Below are 19,573 nucleotides of genomic sequence, written 5' to 3' on the forward strand. Positions count from 1 at the left end.
TATTGCGCCCGATAGAGTAGTGCCATTCGCCGCAGCGGCTACGACGACATCGGCCGCGGGCCTCCCTGGTTTATTAATCAGTACAAGGTGAGTACAGACATGGCTATCGAAAATAAAGTTGCGCTGGTGACCGGCGCCGGTCAGGGCATTGGTCGCGGTATCGCGTTGCGTCTGGCTAAAGACGGCGCGTCGGTGATGCTGGTCGACGTGAACCCGGAAGGGATTGCCGCCGTCGCCGCCGAAGTGGAAGCGCTGGGGCGTAAAGCGGCCACCTTCGTCGCTAACATCGCCGACCGCACGCAGGTATACGCCGCTATTGATGAAGCGGAAAAACAGCTGGGCGGCTTTGATATTATCGTGAACAACGCCGGGATCGCCCAGGTTCAGGCGCTGGCCGATGTGACGCCTGAAGAAGTGGACCGCATCATGCGCATCAACGTTCAGGGTACCCTGTGGGGCATTCAGGCGGCGGCGAAAAAATTCATCGATCGTCAGCAGAAAGGGAAAATCATCAACGCCTGCTCTATCGCCGGTCATGATGGTTTCGCGCTGCTGGGCGTCTATTCCGCCACGAAATTTGCCGTACGCGCCCTGACGCAGGCAGCGGCGAAAGAGTACGCCAGCCGCGGCATCACGGTAAACGCCTACTGTCCGGGGATTGTGGGAACCGGAATGTGGACCGAGATCGATAAGCGCTTCGCCGACATTACCGGTGCGCCGGTGGGCGAAACCTATAAAAAATACGTGGAAGGCATCGCCCTTGGCCGCGCCGAAACGCCGGACGATGTGGCAAGCCTGGTCTCTTATCTGGCAGGCCCGGACTCCGATTATGTTACCGGTCAGTCGATTCTGATCGATGGCGGTATTGTTTACCGTTAAGGGATAAACCCGGCGCAGAACGCGCCGGGTTTTTGCGGGATTACGCGTTAGCCGCGGGCTCCTGCGGCTTGTCGCTGCGGGTGTTTTCCAGCATCCGGCGAACCGGAACAATCAGCAGGCACAGCACCGCGGCGCAGATCAGCAGCGCAATGGAGCAGCGTGCGAACAGGTCAGGCAGCATATCCAGCTGATCGGCCTTCACGTGCCCGCCAATCAGGCCCGCCGCCAGGTTACCCAGGGCGCTGGCGCAGAACCACAGCCCCATCATCTGGCCGCGCATTCTTTCCGGCGCCAGCAGGGTCATGGTCGCCAGGCCAATCGGGCTAAGGCACAGCTCCCCCAGCGTCAGCATCAGAATGCTGCCCACCAGCCACATCGGCGAAACGCCCGCGCCGTTGTTGCTCAGGACGTTTTGCGCCGCCAGCATCATCAGGCCAAAGCCCGCCGCCGCGCATAAAATACCGATAACAAACTTAGTGATGCTGCTCGGACGGACGTTTTTGCGCGCCAGCGCAGGCCATGCCCAGCTGAATACCGGCGCCAGCAAAATAATAAACAGGGCGTTGATCGACTGGAACCACACCGCCGGGATCTCGAAGGAGCCGAGCATACGGTTGGTATAGTCGTTAGCGAACAGGTTAAACGAGGTCGGTTTCTGCTCAAACGCCGACCAGAAAAAGGCGGCGGAGATGAGCAGGATAAAGCATACCAGCAGGCGGGCGCGCTCTTTGCGGCTCAGTCCGGCGAAGACGAACAGGTAGATAAAATAGAGCACCACCGACGCCGCAATCACGTAGACCAGCACGCTGGCGACCGCCACCGGGTTAATCACGATAACGCCCTGGGCAATCAACGCGATGATAACCGCCACGCCGACCGTCAGCGCCAGCAGCCATGCGCCGACGCCGTTTCGTTTCACTACCGGGCTGTTCCAGGTGGAGTCGAGGCCGACTTCGCTGTCGTAGCGTTTCATCGCCGGAACGGCAAAGACGCGGAAGATAATCAGCGCGACCAGCATCCCGATGCCGCCGATGCCGAAGCCCCAGTGCCAGCCGTGAGATTTAATCAGCCAGCCGGAGATCAGCGGGGCGATAAACGACCCCATGTTGATGCCCATATAGAACAGCGAGAAGCCGCCGTCCCGGCGCGCATCGCCTTTCTTGTACAGCGTACCGACCATCACCGAAATACAGGTTTTGAACAGGCCGGAACCGAGCACGATAAACATCAGGCCGATAAAGAACAGGCTATCCCCCATCACCGCCGACAGCGCGATGGAGAGATGGCCGAGGGCGATCAGAATCGAGCCGTACCAGACCGCCTTTTGTTGCCCGAGCCAGTTATCCGCCAGCCAGCCGCCGGGCAGCGCGGCAAGATACATGGTCCCGGCAAAGATCCCGACAATGGCCGACGCGTTCTCGCGCGCCAGCCCCATCCCGCCGTCATAGACGGTGGCCGCCATAAACAGGATCAGTAATGGTCGAATACCGTAAAACGAGAACCGTTCCCACATTTCGGTGAAAAACAGCGAACCGAGGGGGTAAGGATGACCAAAAAAGGTCCGAGTTTCATTTTTATTAACAGAGGAATGCATAACTTCTCCCAAAGATGTCCGCAGCGCTTTAACGCAGCGGAAAGCGTGTTGGCCTTTTATACACAAGGCCAATCATTCACATTTAATGTGACGTAATTTAACCATTTGATAACCTAATAATGGTCCTGTCTAGTCCCTTCCCCCAACTTTTTAGATGAAAAGTCGACAAACGTCTACTTTTACAGATTTAAAGTTGGCGACAGAGGAAATGTGATTGACAGAGGCATTCATGACAAAAATGATACTTTTTCATTTATTTACAAGGAGTTAAGAAATCACCCTGGCAACTTCATCCCACCAGAAAACCCGGGCGATAAAAGGGGTAAAAGCGGGAAAAAACAGCATTAATGGGGGCTTTATTGAGTAATGCCATTTAATGACATTCTCATCGACTCAAACCAGGAGGAACTCGCGGCAGGAAATATCCAACCTGCAGCCGGAAGAACGATCGAAGCGAGCATCCCGGCTCATTGGCCCATTGGCGGAGAGGAGATATCTACAGATAGCGGATCAAAAAGACGATAAGCTCCTCAATCAGCTGTGGCTTCATGACTCTAAAAATATACTTAAACTTTTTATGGGATATTTTTACAATGCGCCATTTCGCTTTTGATGCCGTCAGCCGCAGGGTGAGCCTGACTTTCAGCGACAGGCTTTCTTCAGATACAATAATCCGCACTTTATTTCTTGCGTAGTCATATTTGAAACTAATATCAAAAAAGAAACCATCGTTTGCCACGGTGATTTTTTTAGCATCACCAAAAGAACCCTTGGTAACTTTATTATCAGGATTTGCTTTTAGATGTGACAATATTGAGACATATAAGCACACGAATTTTATTTTAAACTCACGCCGCTGTCGCTTTATCTCCTCCTTTTCCTTCCTTAATCTTTCCAGGCTATTTGTCATCGAACTCATTTATTCTTCCTGCCATATGATTTATATCCTATATAATCACCAGCGAGGTTTTTAAGACAGGATAGCATCACGATAATTCTCCATGCGAATAATCAGACAACGCCTCAGAATGTTATTTCTGTAGCGTTCGTTAGTATCCGCTCATTATGGCTTGCATAATGACAATATATAAAATATGGTTTTTACTGCCATAACGCGATTCTGACATAAAGATTGAAATAAAATCCACTTTTTATTTCATTGGACATGTTTTTCAGAAGTTTCGCGTTACATTTTAAATGTCCGCGCGCTAAGAATTATATTAGCTACGCGCATAATGTATTGAAAACTTTTAAAAAGGGAGAGAACCAGTAACCGTTTGTTCGTTGACGGATAAGCCGATGCTCCCGATGGCATACAGAAACGTTTAGGGGCTATACCCTTCAGGGGGTATCTTTCCTGTACGCCACTATCAACGACGCTTTAATCCAGCGCGCTTTAATTGCGCTATATTCGGGAGAAGCCGTCACTTTCTCCAGCGCCGGGTTGATACGCGGCGCAATACCGAGCCCTTTACCGTAGTACTCCGGATCGGTACGCCGCTGCCGGAACAGAACGCTAGAGGTGCGCCTCTTCATCCAGGGAGATCACCTGAATGCCGGCATTACGATACGCCTGAACGTCATCGGGCAGACGATCGACCACCACGGTATCAATCCGATCCGCGGCGGTAAACTGGGCAAGCGAGGTATTATTCAGCTTGCTGTAGTCGCAGACGATAATCACCTGGCTGGCGTGTTCAACCATGCCACGTTTCGTTTCTGCCAGCATGATATCGGCCACGCAGGCGCCGTGTTTCAGCGACAGCGAATTGGCGCCCATAAACGCTTTATCGACGTTCAGGGTATCAAGAATAGAGCGTCCGTTGATCGCCACCACGCAGTGGTACCCCTTCTTCACGATCCCGCCCAGCAGAATGGTTTGAATCGAGGGGCTGGCTTCCAGCTCGCGGGCGATTTGGTAATCGTTGGTGACCACCGTGACGTTTTGTCGGTCGCGAATATTGCGCGCGATATGCAGGGTCGTTGTGCCGGTATCCAGCACGATAATGTCGCCATCCTCAACCAGCGCCGCCGCGCGCTGGCCGATCCGCTCTTTCGCGCTGAGGTTGACAATTTCACGCGCGTCCGATGCCTGTTCAAAGCTCGCCCGCGTGCGAAGGACGGCGCCGCCGTGGGTACGGGTCAGCAGTCCCTCCTCTTCCAGCTGGCGGAGATCGGCACGAATGGTGGCGCCAGATACATTAAAGACGTCACACATCTCAGAAACAGCCACTTTGCGTTTTTCCCTGAGAATACTGAGCAACTTCTCCTGTCTTTCTTCTGCAAACATTCTGCCTCTCTCTTATTTACGGCACGTTACGCGCGACGCGGCGCTGGCTTACCGTTGCTTATCAGTCGGGTCCTGCGCTCAGGGCATCCAGCCTGTCGTATAAGGCGGCGGATTGCCGGTAGAGCGTATCAAAAAGCTCGCTGCAGGCGTGGTAATAATCCCGCAGACGGGGATCCGGCGAAATCAGCTTATCGAACTGCACCGTCTGCCTCACGCCGCTGGCAAAATCCGCGTACAGCCCCGCGCCAACCCCGGCGATAATACCGCATCCGGTGACGCCATTCTCCTGATTGCGCGTAGATAATATCGGAAGATTGTACGCCGCGGCTTTGATTTCAAGCCACAGCGGGCTGCGCGCGCCGCCGCCGGAAGCGATCATTTGTTGCGGATATTGCCCGCACGCCTGCAGCTGGCGCAGATTGCGCCAGGACGCAAAGGCCACCCCTTCCAGGACCGCGCGGAATAAATGACCGCGGCGATGCTTGCGCTGCAGGCCGAAGAACTGCGCCCGCGAGTTCGTGTGTTCGGCCAGACGCTCTCCCGTCAGATAGGGAAGAAAGAGCAGCCCTTCCGCACCGGCCGGCACCGCCGCAGCTTCCTGCAAAAGCTGCGGGTGGGTAATCTGGTTATCGGCAAGCGCCAGCCGCGCCCAGCGGACGGCATCGCCGCCGGCGTCGAGAATCGTAAATCCGCCCCAGGCCGCGTTAGCCAGATGAAGGTTATTGACCAGCGGGTGGCGTAACGGCCGCGGCGACACTACGGTGATCAGCGTCGACGTGCCGGTGGAGTCGGACGCCATCCCCGGCTCATATACTCCCGAGCCCAGCAGAGAGGCCGCCATGTCCGACGTACCGGCAACCACCGGGATCCCTGGAGGCAGGCCCGTCAGGCCGGCGGCGCGTGGGGTTACCTGGCCGATAATGTCGCTGGAAAGTTTGAGGTCCGGTAGCTGATCGACCCGCAGGCCAAACGTTTCGCAGGCTTGCGAAGACCAGGCGCGGGTTTCGCTGTCCATCAGGAAATAGCAGGACGCCTCGCTATAGTCGGTCGCCAGGGCGCCGGTCAGCATGAAATTAATATAGTCCTTCGGCATTAACACCTTGGCGAGCTTTGACCAGCGCTCCGGATGATGTTCACGCCACCAGGCTAATTTGAAAGCGGGCCACGCCGCCGCGGGTGGATTATTTAAATGCGCCAGCCACTTTTCCCGCCCTTCGCGCGCGGTAAAAGCTTCCACCTGCGGCTGGCTGCGCTTGTCATTCCACAGCAGCGCCCTGTCCTCCACCAGCTCGCCGCGATCGTCCAGCAGGACGGTGCCGTGCATCTGCCCGCAGGCGCCAATAACCGCAATCTGCGCAGCCGTTTCAGGATAGCGGTAAAGCACCTCGCGTATACAGTCGCAGGCGGCCTGCCACCATAAAGACGGGGCCTGTTCTGACCAACCCGCACGCGGCGTGGTCTGTTCATACTCTCTTTGCGCAAAGCCGACCATCGTGCCGTCAACGCGCAAAAGAGCGGCGCGGGTACTGCCAGTGCCAACATCAATCGTGAGTATTTTATCTTTCATCACTGACTCCGGTGACGTCTTAAGGCGGGCCATCAGGCCCGCGGTCTCTCAGTTTAATCGGCGTTCAGCTCGGGAAAGCGTTCCGGGTGCTGCTCCAGTTCAGCCAGCACCTTTGTGACCGCGCCATGGCTCATGCCAAAGCGGCGGACGCCAAGCTGGTACAGGGCGCGCACCGTTGCCAGATCGCGAATCCCCCCGGCACCTTTGATATCGATTCGTCCTTTAAGCTGGTCGGCAATAATGCTGACTTTTTCCACCGTCGCGCCGGTCGGCGCCCAGCCGGTGGAGGTTTTGACCCACTTCATCCCCACCTCTACGGCGATATCGCACACGCGGCGAATCTGCTCCTCATTGAGATAGTGCGTTTCGAGGATCACCTTCGCCGGTACCGGCGCGGCGGCCTCCACCACGCGGCGCAAATCTTCGCGCACATAGTCATAATCGCCGGATAACACTTTGCCGATATTCACCACCATATCCACTTCGCGGGCGCCATCGGCAATCAGCTGCCGCACTTCCTGAACCTTGGTGTCAGTCGCATGCCCGCCGCCGGGAAAGCCGACCGGCCCGCCAATCATCACCTCTCCCGTCCCCTGCTGCGGCAGCAACGTACTGAGAAAACGCGTCCAGCAGGGCAGAACGTGGACGGAAATAATGTTGTATCGGGTTGCCAGCTCGGCGCAGGCGCGAACGTCCGCTTCGGTACTGGTGGCCTGGACTGCGCTCAGGTCGACTAAACGTGCAAAACGACGGGTTGTTTCATTCATGGTTTTATCCTGCTCTTTGTTTTTAGTTGCTTTCATTTAATGCTCTTAATCGGCTTAAATCCATTTAAAAACGCATCAAATGAAAATAACGTGATCAAATTAGCATTTTTTTATTTTCATTTGCTTTTAATTAGCAGACGAGAAATGAGCGATGCCCTTGATGAACGGGCGTAAACGGGCATAAACGGGCACAAAGGCAATCTTGCATTTATTTTTGTTTGCTTTTGTTTATGCCTGAATAACGGGCGAGAGAGCGAAACCGCAGCCGGATATGACGCCAAAATGCGTACGCTGTCACATTGACCGGCGACAAAACGGTCGCCTTCGCCGGATATTCCGGAGGTCTCAACGCCCTACGCAAGGGAAAGGTAATCTGATTATGTACTTCAGGAGAGAGCTATGTTGCCGCTGGAACGTCATCGTTTGATTGTTGAACTGCTGGGCCAACGCGGCGTGATGCGGGTGAATGAGATTGCGCAAGCGACTCGGGTCTCCAGGGAAACGATTCGCCGCGATCTGAGCGAGCTGGAACGGAAAGGGATCTTAAATCGGAGCCATGGCGGAGCGCTGGCGGCGGAGAACCCGCTGCCGGCGATCCGAGCGGCGTCGCCCGCCCTGCCGGTCGAAGATAGCCAGGGAAGCTTTCAGCAGAGAACGCTGCTGCACAGCGAAGGAAAAATGCGCGTTGCCCGCAAAGCGCTGCAGTGTCTCCAGCCGGGACAGACCATCGTCCTGGACGGCAGCAGCACCAGCTGGTTTTTGGCCCGGCAGATGCCGGAGATGGCGCTAACGGTTATCACGCCCTCTATCCGCATCTTGCAAACGCTGATGAGCAGACGCTCGTTGCATCTCGTGGGACTGGGAGGCGATTTTTCCCCGACCGAGGAGGCGTTCTTCGGTGAAACCGCCTCACGAACGCTGCGGGAGTACGCCGTCGATACGCTCTTTTTCTCCTGCCAGGGACTGGAGCGCGATAGCGGCTTATATGCGGGTACGGAAGCCCACGCCGCCCTGTTGAAACAGATGATGCTGGCCGCCCGTCAGACCGTGGCATTGGTCGACGGCAGCAAGCTGGGGCGAACAGGCGTCGCGCGGATCGGCGGATTGGGCGAGCTGGACTGTTTAATCACCGAAAAGTTTGTCGATCCGCTGCTGGAAAAAGAGATGACCTGGCATAACGTCGGGCTACAGATCGCCTGAGTACGCCGTCATGACGTGACGGTGACTACGCGCATTGTCGAAACGCTGCTTCCCGCGGCAGGGCCAGACTTTGCCTGAAATCAGCCACTACCGGAATAAAAGAGGCCTTATGCGTTATTACCTTTCTCCCTCGCTCATGTGTATGGACATGATGAAGCTGGCGGAACAGCTGCACTTTTTAAACGGCAAAGCCGACAGGCTGCACGTCGACGTGATGGACGGGCACTATGTGAAAAACCTGGCGCTATCGGCCAGCTTTGTGGCGCAGATTCGGCCCTATACGTCGCTTCCCATTGATGTCCACCTGATGGTCGAAGAGCCCGCCCCGTTTATCCCGGCGCTGATAGAAGCCGGAGCAGACGCCATTTCACTGCATCCGGAAACCATCTGCCGCGAAGCTTTTCGGGTCATCAATATGCTTCGCCAGGCGGGGAAAGAGGTGGGGATGGTGCTCAATCCCGCCACGCCGGTTGAGAGCATCCAGCACTATCTGCATCTGCTCGATAAGGTCACGGTGATGACCGTCGATCCGGGCTATGCCGGTCAGCCGTTTATTCCCGAAATGACCGCCAAAATCGCGCAGCTTCATCAGCTAAAAGAGAGCCGCAGCCTCAACTTCTTGCTGGAAGTCGACGGCTCATGTAATCGCAACACCTACCGCGAGCTGCTGGGAGCCGGGGCGCAGATATTGGTCATGGGCAGCAGCGGTTTATTCCGCCCGGATATGCCGCTTGAGCAGGCCTGGGAAAAAATGTCCCGCGATCTGTCCGCCGTGCTGCACTCCCCCGAGCTCGTATAAAGGAGCGAATGATGTCAGGAAAAGTCTGTGTTTTTGGTTCATTCAATTTCGACATGGTTGCCAGAGTGGAGCGCTTTCCGGTGCCGGGCGAGTCGTTAGTGGCCTGCGGGAGTATGACCAGCGCCGGGGGGAAAGGGGCGAACCAGGCCACCGCCGCGCTAAAAGCGGGGGCGAATGTCCACTATATCGGCAAGATTGGCAATGATACCTTCGGCCATTTTGCCCGCCGTCATCTGAAAGGCGTGGGCTTCAATGCCGTGACGCTGCTGGTCGCCGAAGACGTCCCCACCGGCAACGCGCTGATTTATGTGGCCGGCAATGATGCCGAAAACATGATTGCCGTCGACCCCGGCGCGAATATGACGGTGACCGATGATGAAATCGCCGGCTGCATTCCCGCTATCGGCTGCGCGGATGTGGTGCTGGTTCAGCTGGAGAACAATCTTTCCGCCATTGAGCAGGTCGTTGACGCCGGCAAAGAGGCCGGGGCCTTCGTGGTGCTCAATCCTGCGCCCTGGCAGCCCGTTGAGCACGCCTTTCTAAGCAAAGTGGATCTGCTCACGCCGAACGCCACGGAGGCCGGGTTAATGACCGGGCGCCGGGTTGACTCTCTGGCGGCCGCGGCCGAGGCCGCCGATGCGCTGCATGCTCAGGGCGCGCGCAACGTCATTATCACCCTCGGCGCAAAGGGCGCCCTGCTGAGCGAGCAGGGCGTGAAATCCCCTATTCCGTGCTTTCCTTCTCATCCCCGCGATACCACCGGCGCGGGCGATGCCTTCAACGGCGCGCTGGCGGCGCGACTGGCCTGCGGCGAGCCGCTGCATGCCGCAGCCCGATTTGCGGCGGCATACGCCGCCGTCAGCGTCGAAAAGCAGGGCGCATCATCTTTACCTGAGTACCAGGAGGCACGAGAACGGCTTTTGCGTGCCGCCTCTGATTATGAAATGGCATAAACCCTACTGTATAAAAACCATTAAGAGGATAGCTCAATGAGTACGCTAATCACGGATAAGGTCGATAAAGCGGCGGTCCACAATGAAAAACTGGACACCAGCGCGTATTTACCGCACACCCCCTGGCTGCAATTTTTACTGGTCTGTTGCCTGTTTGCGCTGTGGGGGATGGCGGGCAACCTGAATGATATTTTGATCGCCCAGTTTAAAAAGGGCTTCGATTTAACGGATACCCAGACGGCGCTGGTGCAGTCGATTTTTTTCCTCGGCTACTTCTTTGTCGCCCTGCCTGCGGCGGCGCTGATTAAGCGTTATTCCTATAAAGCGGCGATTATTATTGGGCTGTGCCTGTACGCCCTCGGCTGTTTCCTGTTCGTCCCGGCCGCGCAGATCATGACCTACGGCGCGTTCCTCGCCTGCCTGGGGGTGATCGCCTGCGGACTCTCTTTTCTGGAAACCTCGGCAAACACCTACTCCAGCCTGCTGGGCCCGATCCACTCCTCCACCCAGCGCATTAACTTTTCGCAGATCTTCAACTCGCTGGGCGTGATTTCCGGCGTGCTGATTGGCCAGGTGATGGTCTTCGGCGAAAACGATCCGAGCCATGAACAGCTGCTGGCGATGCCCGCCGCCGCCGCGGACGCCGCGCGCCATCAGATGGTCGGCCAGGTGGTCGGGCCCTATCTGATTATCGGCTCCGTGCTGGTGGTGCTGGCGCTGGTGTTCGTGTTTATTAAATTCCCGTCGTGCAAGGGCACGCCCTCTCAGCAGCAGCAGCTCCCGACGGAAAGCATGGGGCCTACGCTGAAACGCCTTTTTGCCATCCCGCGCTTTCGCCTCGGGATCCTGTCGCAGTTTTTGTACGTCGGCGCCCAGGTTGGCGTATGGAGCTTCACGATTCGCTTTGTGCAGCTCGTGCAGCAGGGCACCAGCGAGCACTCCGCGACTTACTGGCTGCTGGCTTCTCTGGTGATTTACGCCGTGGGTAAAACCGTGGCCACCTGGTTGATGAACCGCCTGAATCCGGCGCTGCTGCTCGGTACCTTTGCCCTGGCCGCCACCGCCCTTTTACTGGTTGCCGTATTCAGCAGTTCAATGCTGGCGGTCTATGCGCTCATTCTGGTCAGCTTCTGTATGGCGCCATGCTGGCCGACAAACTTTGGTCTGGTCATCAAAGGGATGGGGAAAGATACCCAGACCGCAGGCTCGATCGTGGTGATGTCGATTATCGGCGGGGCCGTTATTCCGCTGGTGATGGGCATTATCTCGGATATGAACGGCGGCAATATGCAAATCGCTTTTATCGCCCCACTTGTGTGCTTTGTGTATGTCGCTTTCTACGGTTTCTGGTGCGTGCGTAAGGGGGTATAACATGCGCGAACTGATCAACACGATTGCTCATATTGGCTATCAGGTCAGCGACTTAACGCGTTCGCTTGCCTTCTATGAACCGCTGGGCTTTCAGCGCCAGCAGCGGTTTAGCAAACCGTCGCCGCAGGGCGCTATTGAAGTCGCGTTTCTTGAAATGGCGGGCGCCGTCCTCGAGCTGTACCAGCTTCCCGAAGGAACGCCTTTTGACGCCCCTCGCTGCGGTATCGATCATCTGGCGCTGGAAGTCAGCGACCTGGATGCGGTGCAGCAGCGGCTGGCGGCGCTCGGTTATCCGCTCGATGAAGGGCCGATTGAGGAAGAAAATGTGCGCTTCCTGCTTATTCGCGGCCCCGATGGCGAACGGCTCGAGTTCGATGCCTTTAAACGCTAAACGGCCGGGCTGATCCCCTTCTCCCTTTTAGGCCCGGTTAACACGGGTCTAAAAGTGGGCTTCCTCAGGCTTTACAAAAGCCTGCCTGCTTCCAGATTTTCGCCCCCCGCCTGACCTCTCCTGCCTATTGTGCAATGTTACAAAATTGCTTCTGTTTTGTTGATTTTCTATTGTGAGCCATTCGGCAATTTCCTCTCCTGAATTTCCCCAGACTACTTCCAGTCAATACGCAATATCAGGAGAGACAAATGAGCAGCACCTCCGCCGACTTCCAGAATCTGTACCAGGCCCTGAGACACAGCGCCGCCCGCAGCCCGGATGCCCTGGCGCTGGCGTTTGAGGATCGGCGCTATCTGTACCGCGATTTTCACCTGCGGGTACAGCGAGCGATGGCGCAGCTTGACCAGGTCTGGTCGCTGCGCAAAGGCGATCGAATCCTGCTGGCCTGGGGGAATCATCCCGCTTTTTGCGAAGTCCTTTTTGCCGCGCTTGGTCTGGGCATCGAAGTGGTGCCTTTCAGCACTAAGCTTAAGCAGGCCGAAAGCGAGGAGCTGGTGGGCCATATCGCCCCGCGGGTCGTGCTGTTCGATGCGACCGTACAGGACTGGCTGAAAAACACCCCCGACGCGCGCGCGGTTTCGCTCAGCGAATGGCAGGCGATCTCACTTCCCGAACCGCTGACCCGCCAGCCGGTCCCGGTTAACCGCGACGATACGGCGGTGATGATGTTCACCTCCGGTACCACCGGAGAGCCGAAAGGGGCGATTATCACGCACAATAACCTGCTCTGCGCGATTGACGCCTATACGCAAAAACTGAATCTCACCGCCGCGGATAGCACCATTCTGGCGGTACCTATCTATCACATCACCGGCCTGTCGGCGCTGCTGGCGCTGTTTATTAGCCTCGGCGCGAGCATCTGGCTGCAGCACCGGTTCAACGCCCCGCAGGTGATCGGCACCCTGCGCGAACAGAACATTACCTTTCTGCACGGCTCGCCAACCATCTTTATCCTTCTCTGCCAGGCGGCACGCGAGCAGAGCGCCAGTCATCCAGGCGATTTCCCCGCGTTACGCACGATTGCCTGCGGCGCGGGCCATCTGAGCGATGGACTGATCAACGAGTTAAAAACCCTGTTTCCGCATACGGCGATTCAGCCGATCTACGGTCTCACCGAAACGACCTCACCCGCGACGATTTTTCCGGGCGACGTCTGGGGCAGCGATAAATGCGGCAGTTCGGGCCAGGCGATCCCCGGCCTCGCCATTACGATCCGCAACGATCGCCAGCAGCTCCTCCCCGCCGGGCAAATCGGGCATATCTGGCTAAAAGGCGACGTGGTGATCCGCGAGTACTGGCAGCACAGCGAACGACGCCCGAGCTGCGATGCACAGGGCTGGTTTTGTACCGGCGACCTGGGCTATCTCGACGATGAAGGCTGGTTGTACATAAAAGACCGCAGCAAGGACATGATCAATCGCGGCGGAGAGAAGATTTACTCGCTGGAGCTGGAAAACATTCTCTCTACCTATCGGGGAGTGCGGGAAGTTGCCGTCATCCCGACCCCCAGCCCGATCTATGGCGAAGAGCCGGTGGCGTTTATCGTGCCGGACGGCCAGCACCACCTGACCAGCGAAGAGATCCTCGGCTGGCTGAAGGTCAAAATCGCCCGCTTTAAGCTGCCGGCGCGCATTATTTTCACCCGCGTTTTACCGCGCACCCATAACGGAAAAGTGAGCAAACAACAGCTCAAAACGCGCCTCGCGGAATCCATCATCACGCTATCAACGGAGGATAAAAAGTGAGCAGCAAATTTATCGACGCCCATCAAGCGGCCCAGCGGGTCGCCAGCGGCGACACCGTCTGCACCGTCGGGATGACGCTTATCGGCGCGGCGGAGTCCATTTTAAGCGCTATCGAAGCGCGCTTTCTGACCGCGGGCGAACCGCGCGACCTGACGCTGCTGCATGCCGCTGGGCAAAGCGATCGCCAGCGCGGCATCCAGCACTTCGCCCACCCGGGTATGGTAACGCGGCTTATCGGCTCGCACTGGGGCCTGGCGCCGCGCTGGATGGCGATGATCAACAACAACGAAGTGGAAGCCTGGTGTCTGCCGCAGGGGCAGATCGTCCATCTCTATAGCGCGATGGCCGCCGGGCTTACCGGGCGGCTTTCCCCCGTCGGGCTCGGTACCTTTGTCGATCCGCGCATGGAAGGCGGGCGGATGAACGCCCGCACCCGCGAACGGCCCGATCTGATCGAGCACGTGACGTTTCGCGGCGACGAATATCTGTTCTACCCGGCCATTCCTCTGGACGTGGTCATTGTGCGCGGCACCCATGCTGATGAAGAGGGCAACCTCACGACCGATGAAGAGGTGATGAAGCTGGAAGTTCTGCACGCGGTTCTCGCCGCCAGACGCTATGGGGCGAAGGTGCTGGCGCAGGTGAAATATCGCGTGGCGAAAGGCTCGCTGCATCCGAAAAGCATCACCGTTCCCGGCAACCTGATCGACGCCATTGTGGTATGCGAAGAGCCGCAGATGGATCACCGCCAGACCTCCAGCTGGGACTTCGATCCGGCGCTGTGCGGCGATATCCAGCTGCCTGCCGCGCAGAACGCACCGCTGCCGCTCGACCTGCGCAAGCTTATCGGGCGGATTGCCTGCCGCTATCTGACGCCCGGCTGCGTCATCAATCTCGGCACCGGCATTCCTAACGATGTTATTGGCGCCATCATTCACGAAGAACGGCTCGGCGAGCAGGTCACCATCACCGTGGAGTCAGGGATCTACGGCGGGCAGCAGGCGGGCGGCGTTGATTTCGGCATCGGTCGTAACCTGAGCGCGATGATAAGCCACCAGGATCAAATGCTCTATTACAACGGCGCGGGGGTCGATATCACCTTTATGGGCGCCGGCGAGATGGACCCGCACGGCCACGTCAACGCCACGCGGCTCGGCGCATCCTGCCCCGGCGCGGGCGGTTTTATCGATATCACCCAGAATGCCCGCCACGTCGTGTTCTGCTCCTCTTTTACCGCCAAAGGGCTGGAGATCGCCTGTGAACAAGGGGCCCTGCATATCCGCCGCGAAGGCGAGGTACGCAAATTCGTCGCCGGGGTGAATCAGGTTTCCTACAACGGCGAGCTGGCCCGCGCCAAAGGACAAACCATGCATTACGTCACCGAACGGGCGGTTTTCGAACTGCGCCCGGAGGGGCCGGTGCTGACGGAAATCGCCCCCGGTATCGATCTTGAGCGCGACATCCTGGCGCATATGGATTTTCGCCCGGCGATCGCCGCGGATCTTCAGATTATGGACAGTCGCTTGTTCACCCCGCAGCCCTGCGGCCTCGCGGAACATCTGTCCCGGAATTCATCCTCTGACTCACAAGGAAATTAGCTATGAAACTTGCCAGTAAAACCGCCATTGTTACCGGCGCCGCGCGCGGTATCGGCTTTGGCATTGCTCAGGTGCTTGCGCGGGAAGGCGCGCGAGTGATCATCGCCGATCGCGACGCGCACGCCGAAGCCGCCGCCGCGTCCCTGCGCGAATCGGGCGCACAGGCGCTGTTTATCAACTGCAATATCGGTGAAAAAGCGCAGGTCGAAGCGCTGTTTTCCCAGGCCGAAGAGGCGTTTGGCCCGGTGGATATTGTGGTGAATAACGCCGGAATCAACCGCGACGCCATGCTGCACAAACTCTCCGAAGCGGACTGGGACACGGTGATCGCTGTCAATCTGAAGGGCACTTTTCTCTGTATGCAGCAGGCCGCCATCCGCATGCGCGAGCGCGGCGCGGGCCGCATTATCAATATCGCTTCCGCCAGCTGGCTTGGCAACGTCGGGCAAACCAACTATTCGGCGTCAAAAGCCGGCGTGGTGGGGATGACCAAAACCGCCTGCCGCGAACTGGCGAAAAAAGGCGTCACGGTTAACGCCATCTGCCCGGGCTTTATCGATACCGATATGACGCGCGGCGTCCCGGAAAACGTCTGGCAAATCATGATTAACAAGATCCCTGCGGGCTACGCCGGGGAGGCGAAAGACGTTGGCGAGTGCGTGGCGTTTCTGGCGTCCGACGGCGCGCGCTATATCAACGGGGAAGTGATTAACGTCGGCGGCGGCATGGTGCTGTAAGGAGAAAAACGATGACACAGGCTAATGATATTGTGGTTGTCAGCGGCGTTCGTACCGCTATTGGCACGTTTAACGGCAGTCTTAAGCATACCCACCAGCACGATCTCGGGGCAGCGGTTATTCGCGAAGCGATCGCCCGCGCCGGGCTTGCGCCACAGGATATCGATGAAACGATCGTCGGCAACGTCGGGCAAATCGCCGAAAGCGGTTTTATCGCCCGCATCTGCCAGCTGCGGGCGGGGATCCCGCAGGAGAGCACCGCGTATTCGGTTAACCGCCAGTGCGGCTCCGGGCTTCAGGCCCTGGCGGACGGCATGATGCAGCTGCAAAGCGGCCAGGCCGAGGTGGTCGTCGCCTGCGGAACGGAAAATATGACCCAGTTGCCCTACTACCTGCGCAAAGCGCGCGATGGCTATCGCATGGGCCACGGCGAGCTGGAAGATGGACTGATCTCCATCCTTACCTGGCCAGAAGGACCTTATCACAACGGCGTCACGGCGGAAAACGTCGCGCAACGCTTCGGTATTACCCGCGAAGCGATGGACGATTTCGCCTGGTCGAGCCAGCAGAAGGCGCTGAAGGCGATCGCTGAGGATCGCTTCCGCGAGCAGATTCTGGCCCTTGAGGTGCCGGACGGCAAAAAAGCGACCCGCCTGTTCGCGACCGATGAACACCCGCGCGACACCCCGCGCGAAAAGCTCGCCGCGCTGCGTCCGGCATTTAAAGCCGACGGCGTGGTGACGGCGGCCAACTCCTCCGGCATTAACGACGGCGCGGCCGCACTGGTGATGATGACCCGCCAGCAGGCGGAACAGCGCGGCTTAACCCCGCGCATGCGGATTCGCGGCTGGGCGGTCGCCGGCTGCGGCGCGGAGATTATGGGGTTTGGCCCCTCTCCCGCTACCCGACGCCTGATGAACCGTCTCAATATGGATGTTCACGCCATCGATTTAATTGAACTCAATGAGGCCTTCGCCGCCCAGGCGCTGGCGGTGATGAACGATCTGCGTCTCGATCCAGCCCGCGTTAACGTCAACGGCGGCGCGATCGCCCTCGGCCACCCGGTGGGCGCCAGCGGTGCGATCCTGCCGGTCAAACTGATGTATGAAATGGCGCGCAGCGGCGCGCGCACCGGTCTGGTCACCATGTGCATCGGCGGCGGCCAGGGGATTTCTATGCTGTTCGAGCGCGAAGGCGCTTAGGAAAAGACGGCCCGAAGTGGGGCTTCGGGCCGGGCGTCGTTCGGGTCAGCACCCGGCGACAACCTGTGAGCTGACGAACGGGATCGACGCGATCCCGGCAAGGCTTCTGACCACGAATACGGGGAAATAATAACCATGTCCGCAATAAATGAAAAGGCGGTAAACGGGGCGCAGCTACAGCGCACCCATAAAAAGATCTACCGCCATTTGATGCCGCTGCTTATCGTGGCGTACATCATCAGCTTTATTGATCGTACCAATATTGGCATGGCGAAAGCGACCATGTCGGTGGATATCGGCCTTTCCGCAACCGCATTCGGCCTCGGGGCCGGGTTGTTTTTTCTCACCTACGCGGTGCTGGAGATCCCCAGCAACCTGTTTTTAACCCGGATTGGCGCGCGGCGCTGGATCGCCCGCATCATGATCACCTGGGGGATCATCTCCTGCGGCATGGCGTTTGTCACCGGGCCTACGTCCTTTTACGTGATGCGCCTTTTGCTCGGCGCCGCCGAAGCGGGGCTCTATCCGGGCATTATTTACTACCTGACCCTCTGGTTTGGCCGCGAAGAGCGCGCTAAAGCCACCGGTCTGTTCCTGCTGGGAGTCTGCCTGGCCAATATTATCGGCGCGCCGCTGGGCGGATTGTTATTAAGCCTTGATGGAATGTCCGGCTGGCACGGCTGGCAGTGGATGTTCTTTATCGAAGGGCTGCCCGCGATAGCGCTGGCGTTCGTCGTCTGGCGCAGACTGCCGGATAAACCGGCTGACGCCCGCTGGCTGGACAGCAACGACGTGCAGGCAATCAACGCGGTACTGGAGAAAGAAGCCGAGGAGACGCGCCATACGCCGAGCCGTTTTTCCCTGAAAACAGCGCTCACCACCCGCGTATTTTTGTTGCTGGTGCTGATTTACTTTACTCACCAGTTTTCGGTTTACGGCCTGAGTTATTTCCTGCCGGGGATCATCGGTAGCTGGGGCCAGCTTACCCCGCTGCAGATCGGTCTGCTGACCGCCATCCCGTGGATCGCAGCCGCCGCTGGCGGGATCCTGCTGCCGCGCTTCGCCCGGACGGAGCAGCGTTCGCGCAGCATGCTGATGGCCGGATATCTGGTCATGGCGACCGGCATGGCCATTGGCGCAATTGCCGGTCACGGCGTGGCGCTGCTTGGCTTCTCGCTGGCCGCCTTCATGTTCTTCGCCATGCAATCCATCATCTTTAACTGGCTCCCCTCGATCATGAGCGGGCATATGCTGGCGGGCAGCTTCGGCCTGCTTAACTGCCTCGGGCTGTGCGGCGGCTTTCTCGGGCCGTTTATTCTCGGCGCGTTTGAGGACCGCACCGGCGCGGCAACGTCCGGCTTATGGTTCGCCGTCGCGCTACTGATCGTCGGCGCGCTGGTGTCTGTGTTCATCAAAAGTTCGTCATCCCCCGGCAGTGCATCGGCAAAACGGGCCGACGGCGAAAAAGCGTAATCAGGAGGTTCTTATGCGCATCGAAGTCTTACTGGATTTAAAAACTCGACTCGGCGAAAGCCCGGTCTGGGATGTCGAACAGCAGCGTCTTTGGTGGGTGGACAGCCTCGACGGGCGCCTGTTCGCCTGTAACGCGCAGGGCGGCGCGATTAAGAGCTGGGACGTGCGGCAGAAAATTGGCTCTTTCGCCCTGCGCCAGAACGGCGAAGGCGCGGTGGTGGCGCTACAGAATGGCGTGCATCTGCTCGACTTCGCCAGCGGCGAGCTGACGCTACTGCACCATCCGGAAGCGGACCGGCCCTTTAACCGGCTCAACGACGGCAAAGTCGATCGTCAGGGACGTTTTCTGTTCGGATCGATGGATATGCGTGAAGAGGAGCCGAGCGGCGCGCTATATCGCCTGGACGCCGATCTGTCACTGCACGTGCTGAAGAAAAATATCATCGTCTCTAACGCCCCCTGCTGGAGCCCCTCCGGCGAGACGTTCTATTTTGCCGATACCTGGACGGGCGAAATCTGCGCCTGGGACTACAACACCGCGACCGGCGATCTCTCCGGAGAACGAGTCTTTTGCCGTGTCGATCGCAGCGAAGGCGGCGCGGCGGATGGCGCCACCGTGGACAGCGAAGGCTATCTGTGGAACGCGCTGGTCTACGCGGGCAAGCTGGTGCGCTACACGCCGGAAGGCAAGGTCGATCGCATCATTGAGATGCCGGTGAAAAAAGTGACCAGCGTCATGTTCGGCGGCGAAAACCTCGACGTGCTGTACGTCACCTCAATGGCGCAGCCGCCCCTCCCGCGCTTCCCGGAAGATAATCAGCTGCGCGGCAGCCTGTTCGCCCTATACGACCTGGGCGTGACCGGCGTAGCGGAACGGCGTTTTGCCGGCTAAGCCAACCTCCGGCTCGCCGCGATAACAATAATACCCGGCGAACTGACTCTGACCC

The 19,573-nt window shown here is 58.2% G+C and carries 18 protein-coding genes; 12 read left to right on the forward strand and 6 right to left on the reverse strand.

Translation table 11 applies throughout. The features are described from left to right. Nucleotides 1-99: 99 nt before the first annotated feature. Nucleotides 100-879 (forward strand): acetoin reductase, encoded by a 780-nt coding sequence (locus SIK97_RS22445; RefSeq protein WP_025106038.1) that lies wholly within the window; start codon nucleotides 100-102, stop codon nucleotides 877-879. A gap of 40 nt (nucleotides 880-919) precedes the next feature. Here the strand turns inward: SIK97_RS22445 and SIK97_RS22450 are convergent, their stop codons facing one another. The 6 genes from SIK97_RS22450 to deoC form a co-directional block, all read right to left on the reverse strand. Continuing rightward, nucleotides 920-2,473: a peptide MFS transporter gene (locus SIK97_RS22450; protein WP_004124798.1), complete on the reverse strand. Its 1,554-nt coding sequence runs from the start codon at nucleotides 2,471-2,473 to the stop codon at nucleotides 920-922. Nucleotides 2,474-2,969: 496 nt separating this feature from the next. Then, entirely contained in the window at nucleotides 2,970-3,392 is a 423-nt protein-coding gene (locus SIK97_RS22455; protein ID WP_009654947.1) for a hypothetical protein, read from the reverse strand. A 422-nt stretch (nucleotides 3,393-3,814) separates the two neighbouring features. After that, nucleotides 3,815-4,009, reverse strand: coding sequence for a hypothetical protein (locus SIK97_RS22460; protein ID WP_170873298.1), 195 nt, complete (start codon nucleotides 4,007-4,009; stop codon nucleotides 3,815-3,817). Then, the gene (locus tag SIK97_RS22465; protein WP_009654966.1) at nucleotides 3,990-4,763 is read right to left on the reverse strand and encodes a DeoR/GlpR family DNA-binding transcription regulator; all 774 of its coding nucleotides are present in this window, start codon (nucleotides 4,761-4,763) and stop codon (nucleotides 3,990-3,992) included. The genes SIK97_RS22460 and SIK97_RS22465 overlap by 20 nt, the downstream gene beginning before the upstream one ends. A 61-nt stretch (nucleotides 4,764-4,824) precedes the next feature. Further along, entirely contained in the window at nucleotides 4,825-6,330 is a 1,506-nt protein-coding gene (locus SIK97_RS22470; RefSeq protein ID WP_032751138.1) for a xylulokinase, read from the reverse strand. Between the two features lie 53 nt (nucleotides 6,331-6,383). Further along, nucleotides 6,384-7,133 (reverse strand): deoxyribose-phosphate aldolase, encoded by a 750-nt coding sequence (deoC, locus tag SIK97_RS22475; RefSeq protein WP_046876706.1) that lies wholly within the window; start codon nucleotides 7,131-7,133, stop codon nucleotides 6,384-6,386. 363 nt (nucleotides 7,134-7,496) lie between these two features. Between deoC and SIK97_RS22480 the strand changes: the two genes are divergently transcribed. The 11 genes from SIK97_RS22480 to SIK97_RS22530 all read left to right on the forward strand — a co-directional run bounded on the left by SIK97_RS22480 (nucleotide 7,497) and on the right by SIK97_RS22530 (nucleotide 19,518). Next, complete coding sequence (locus SIK97_RS22480; RefSeq protein ID WP_025106034.1) at nucleotides 7,497-8,297, forward strand: DeoR/GlpR family DNA-binding transcription regulator; 801 nt, start codon at nucleotides 7,497-7,499, stop codon at nucleotides 8,295-8,297. Nucleotides 8,298-8,406: 109 nt separating this feature from the next. Beyond that, on the forward strand, nucleotides 8,407-9,096 hold the full coding sequence (gene alsE / locus SIK97_RS22485) for a D-allulose 6-phosphate 3-epimerase (RefSeq protein ID WP_057173455.1): 690 nt from the start codon (nucleotides 8,407-8,409) through the stop codon (nucleotides 9,094-9,096). Nucleotides 9,097-9,107: 11 nt separating this feature from the next. After that, entirely contained in the window at nucleotides 9,108-10,049 is a 942-nt protein-coding gene (locus SIK97_RS22490) for a ribokinase (RefSeq protein ID WP_016809705.1), read from the forward strand. Between the two features lie 36 nt (nucleotides 10,050-10,085). Continuing rightward, nucleotides 10,086-11,420 carry an L-fucose:H+ symporter permease gene (gene fucP, locus SIK97_RS22495; protein WP_032751147.1) on the forward strand — a complete coding sequence of 445 codons (1,335 nt, stop codon included), beginning with the start codon at nucleotides 10,086-10,088 and terminating at the stop codon, nucleotides 11,418-11,420. Nucleotide 11,421: 1 nt separating this feature from the next. Continuing rightward, nucleotides 11,422-11,811 (forward strand): VOC family protein, encoded by a 390-nt coding sequence (locus SIK97_RS22500; protein ID WP_032694034.1) that lies wholly within the window; start codon nucleotides 11,422-11,424, stop codon nucleotides 11,809-11,811. 248 nt (nucleotides 11,812-12,059) lie between these two features. Beyond that, nucleotides 12,060-13,616 carry a class I adenylate-forming enzyme family protein gene (locus SIK97_RS22505; protein WP_032751151.1) on the forward strand — a complete coding sequence of 519 codons (1,557 nt, stop codon included), beginning with the start codon at nucleotides 12,060-12,062 and terminating at the stop codon, nucleotides 13,614-13,616. Beyond that, entirely contained in the window at nucleotides 13,613-15,214 is a 1,602-nt protein-coding gene (locus SIK97_RS22510; protein WP_057173454.1) for an acyl CoA:acetate/3-ketoacid CoA transferase, read from the forward strand. Before SIK97_RS22505 ends, SIK97_RS22510 begins: the two co-directional genes overlap by 4 nt. 2 nt (nucleotides 15,215-15,216) lie before the next feature. Continuing rightward, the gene (fabG, locus tag SIK97_RS22515) at nucleotides 15,217-15,951 is read left to right on the forward strand and encodes a 3-oxoacyl-ACP reductase FabG (protein WP_057173453.1); all 735 of its coding nucleotides are present in this window, start codon (nucleotides 15,217-15,219) and stop codon (nucleotides 15,949-15,951) included. Nucleotides 15,952-15,962: 11 nt separating this feature from the next. Continuing rightward, nucleotides 15,963-17,153, forward strand: coding sequence for a thiolase family protein (locus SIK97_RS22520; RefSeq protein ID WP_057173452.1), 1,191 nt, complete (start codon nucleotides 15,963-15,965; stop codon nucleotides 17,151-17,153). Between the two features lie 135 nt (nucleotides 17,154-17,288). Next, the gene (locus SIK97_RS22525) at nucleotides 17,289-18,626 is read left to right on the forward strand and encodes an MFS transporter (protein WP_057173451.1); all 1,338 of its coding nucleotides are present in this window, start codon (nucleotides 17,289-17,291) and stop codon (nucleotides 18,624-18,626) included. 13 nt (nucleotides 18,627-18,639) lie between these two features. Further along, nucleotides 18,640-19,518, forward strand: a complete 879-nt coding sequence (locus tag SIK97_RS22530) for an SMP-30/gluconolactonase/LRE family protein (RefSeq protein ID WP_025106027.1) — start codon at nucleotides 18,640-18,642, stop codon at nucleotides 19,516-19,518. Nucleotides 19,519-19,573 lie beyond the last annotated feature (55 nt).

The organism is Klebsiella sp. JN_Kp126 (assembly GCF_033843325.1).
Taxonomy (GTDB): domain Bacteria; phylum Pseudomonadota; class Gammaproteobacteria; order Enterobacterales; family Enterobacteriaceae; genus Klebsiella; species Klebsiella michiganensis.

What these genes read in the sequence shown, in the direction of transcription:
- SIK97_RS22455 (WP_009654947.1), bottom strand. Translation starts at nt 3,392, where the DNA reads ATGAGTTCGATGACAAATAGCCTGGAAAGATTAAGGAAGGAAAAGGAG.
- SIK97_RS22505 (WP_032751151.1), top strand. Translation starts at nt 12,060, where the DNA reads ATGAGCAGCACCTCCGCCGACTTCCAGAATCTGTACCAGGCCCTGAGA.
- SIK97_RS22500 (WP_032694034.1), top strand. Translation starts at nt 11,422, where the DNA reads ATGCGCGAACTGATCAACACGATTGCTCATATTGGCTATCAGGTCAGC.
- SIK97_RS22470 (WP_032751138.1), bottom strand. Translation starts at nt 6,330, where the DNA reads ATGAAAGATAAAATACTCACGATTGATGTTGGCACTGGCAGTACCCGC.
- alsE (WP_057173455.1), top strand. Translation starts at nt 8,407, where the DNA reads ATGCGTTATTACCTTTCTCCCTCGCTCATGTGTATGGACATGATGAAG.
- SIK97_RS22450 (WP_004124798.1), bottom strand. Translation starts at nt 2,473, where the DNA reads ATGCATTCCTCTGTTAATAAAAATGAAACTCGGACCTTTTTTGGTCAT.
- SIK97_RS22465 (WP_009654966.1), bottom strand. Translation starts at nt 4,763, where the DNA reads ATGTTTGCAGAAGAAAGACAGGAGAAGTTGCTCAGTATTCTCAGGGAA.
- SIK97_RS22460 (WP_170873298.1), bottom strand. Translation starts at nt 4,009, where the DNA reads ATGAAGAGGCGCACCTCTAGCGTTCTGTTCCGGCAGCGGCGTACCGAT.
- deoC (WP_046876706.1), bottom strand. Translation starts at nt 7,133, where the DNA reads ATGAAAGCAACTAAAAACAAAGAGCAGGATAAAACCATGAATGAAACA.
- SIK97_RS22530 (WP_025106027.1), top strand. Translation starts at nt 18,640, where the DNA reads ATGCGCATCGAAGTCTTACTGGATTTAAAAACTCGACTCGGCGAAAGC.
- SIK97_RS22520 (WP_057173452.1), top strand. Translation starts at nt 15,963, where the DNA reads ATGACACAGGCTAATGATATTGTGGTTGTCAGCGGCGTTCGTACCGCT.
- fabG (WP_057173453.1), top strand. Translation starts at nt 15,217, where the DNA reads ATGAAACTTGCCAGTAAAACCGCCATTGTTACCGGCGCCGCGCGCGGT.
- SIK97_RS22480 (WP_025106034.1), top strand. Translation starts at nt 7,497, where the DNA reads ATGTTGCCGCTGGAACGTCATCGTTTGATTGTTGAACTGCTGGGCCAA.
- SIK97_RS22525 (WP_057173451.1), top strand. Translation starts at nt 17,289, where the DNA reads ATGTCCGCAATAAATGAAAAGGCGGTAAACGGGGCGCAGCTACAGCGC.
- fucP (WP_032751147.1), top strand. Translation starts at nt 10,086, where the DNA reads ATGAGTACGCTAATCACGGATAAGGTCGATAAAGCGGCGGTCCACAAT.
- SIK97_RS22445 (WP_025106038.1), top strand. Translation starts at nt 100, where the DNA reads ATGGCTATCGAAAATAAAGTTGCGCTGGTGACCGGCGCCGGTCAGGGC.
- SIK97_RS22490 (WP_016809705.1), top strand. Translation starts at nt 9,108, where the DNA reads ATGTCAGGAAAAGTCTGTGTTTTTGGTTCATTCAATTTCGACATGGTT.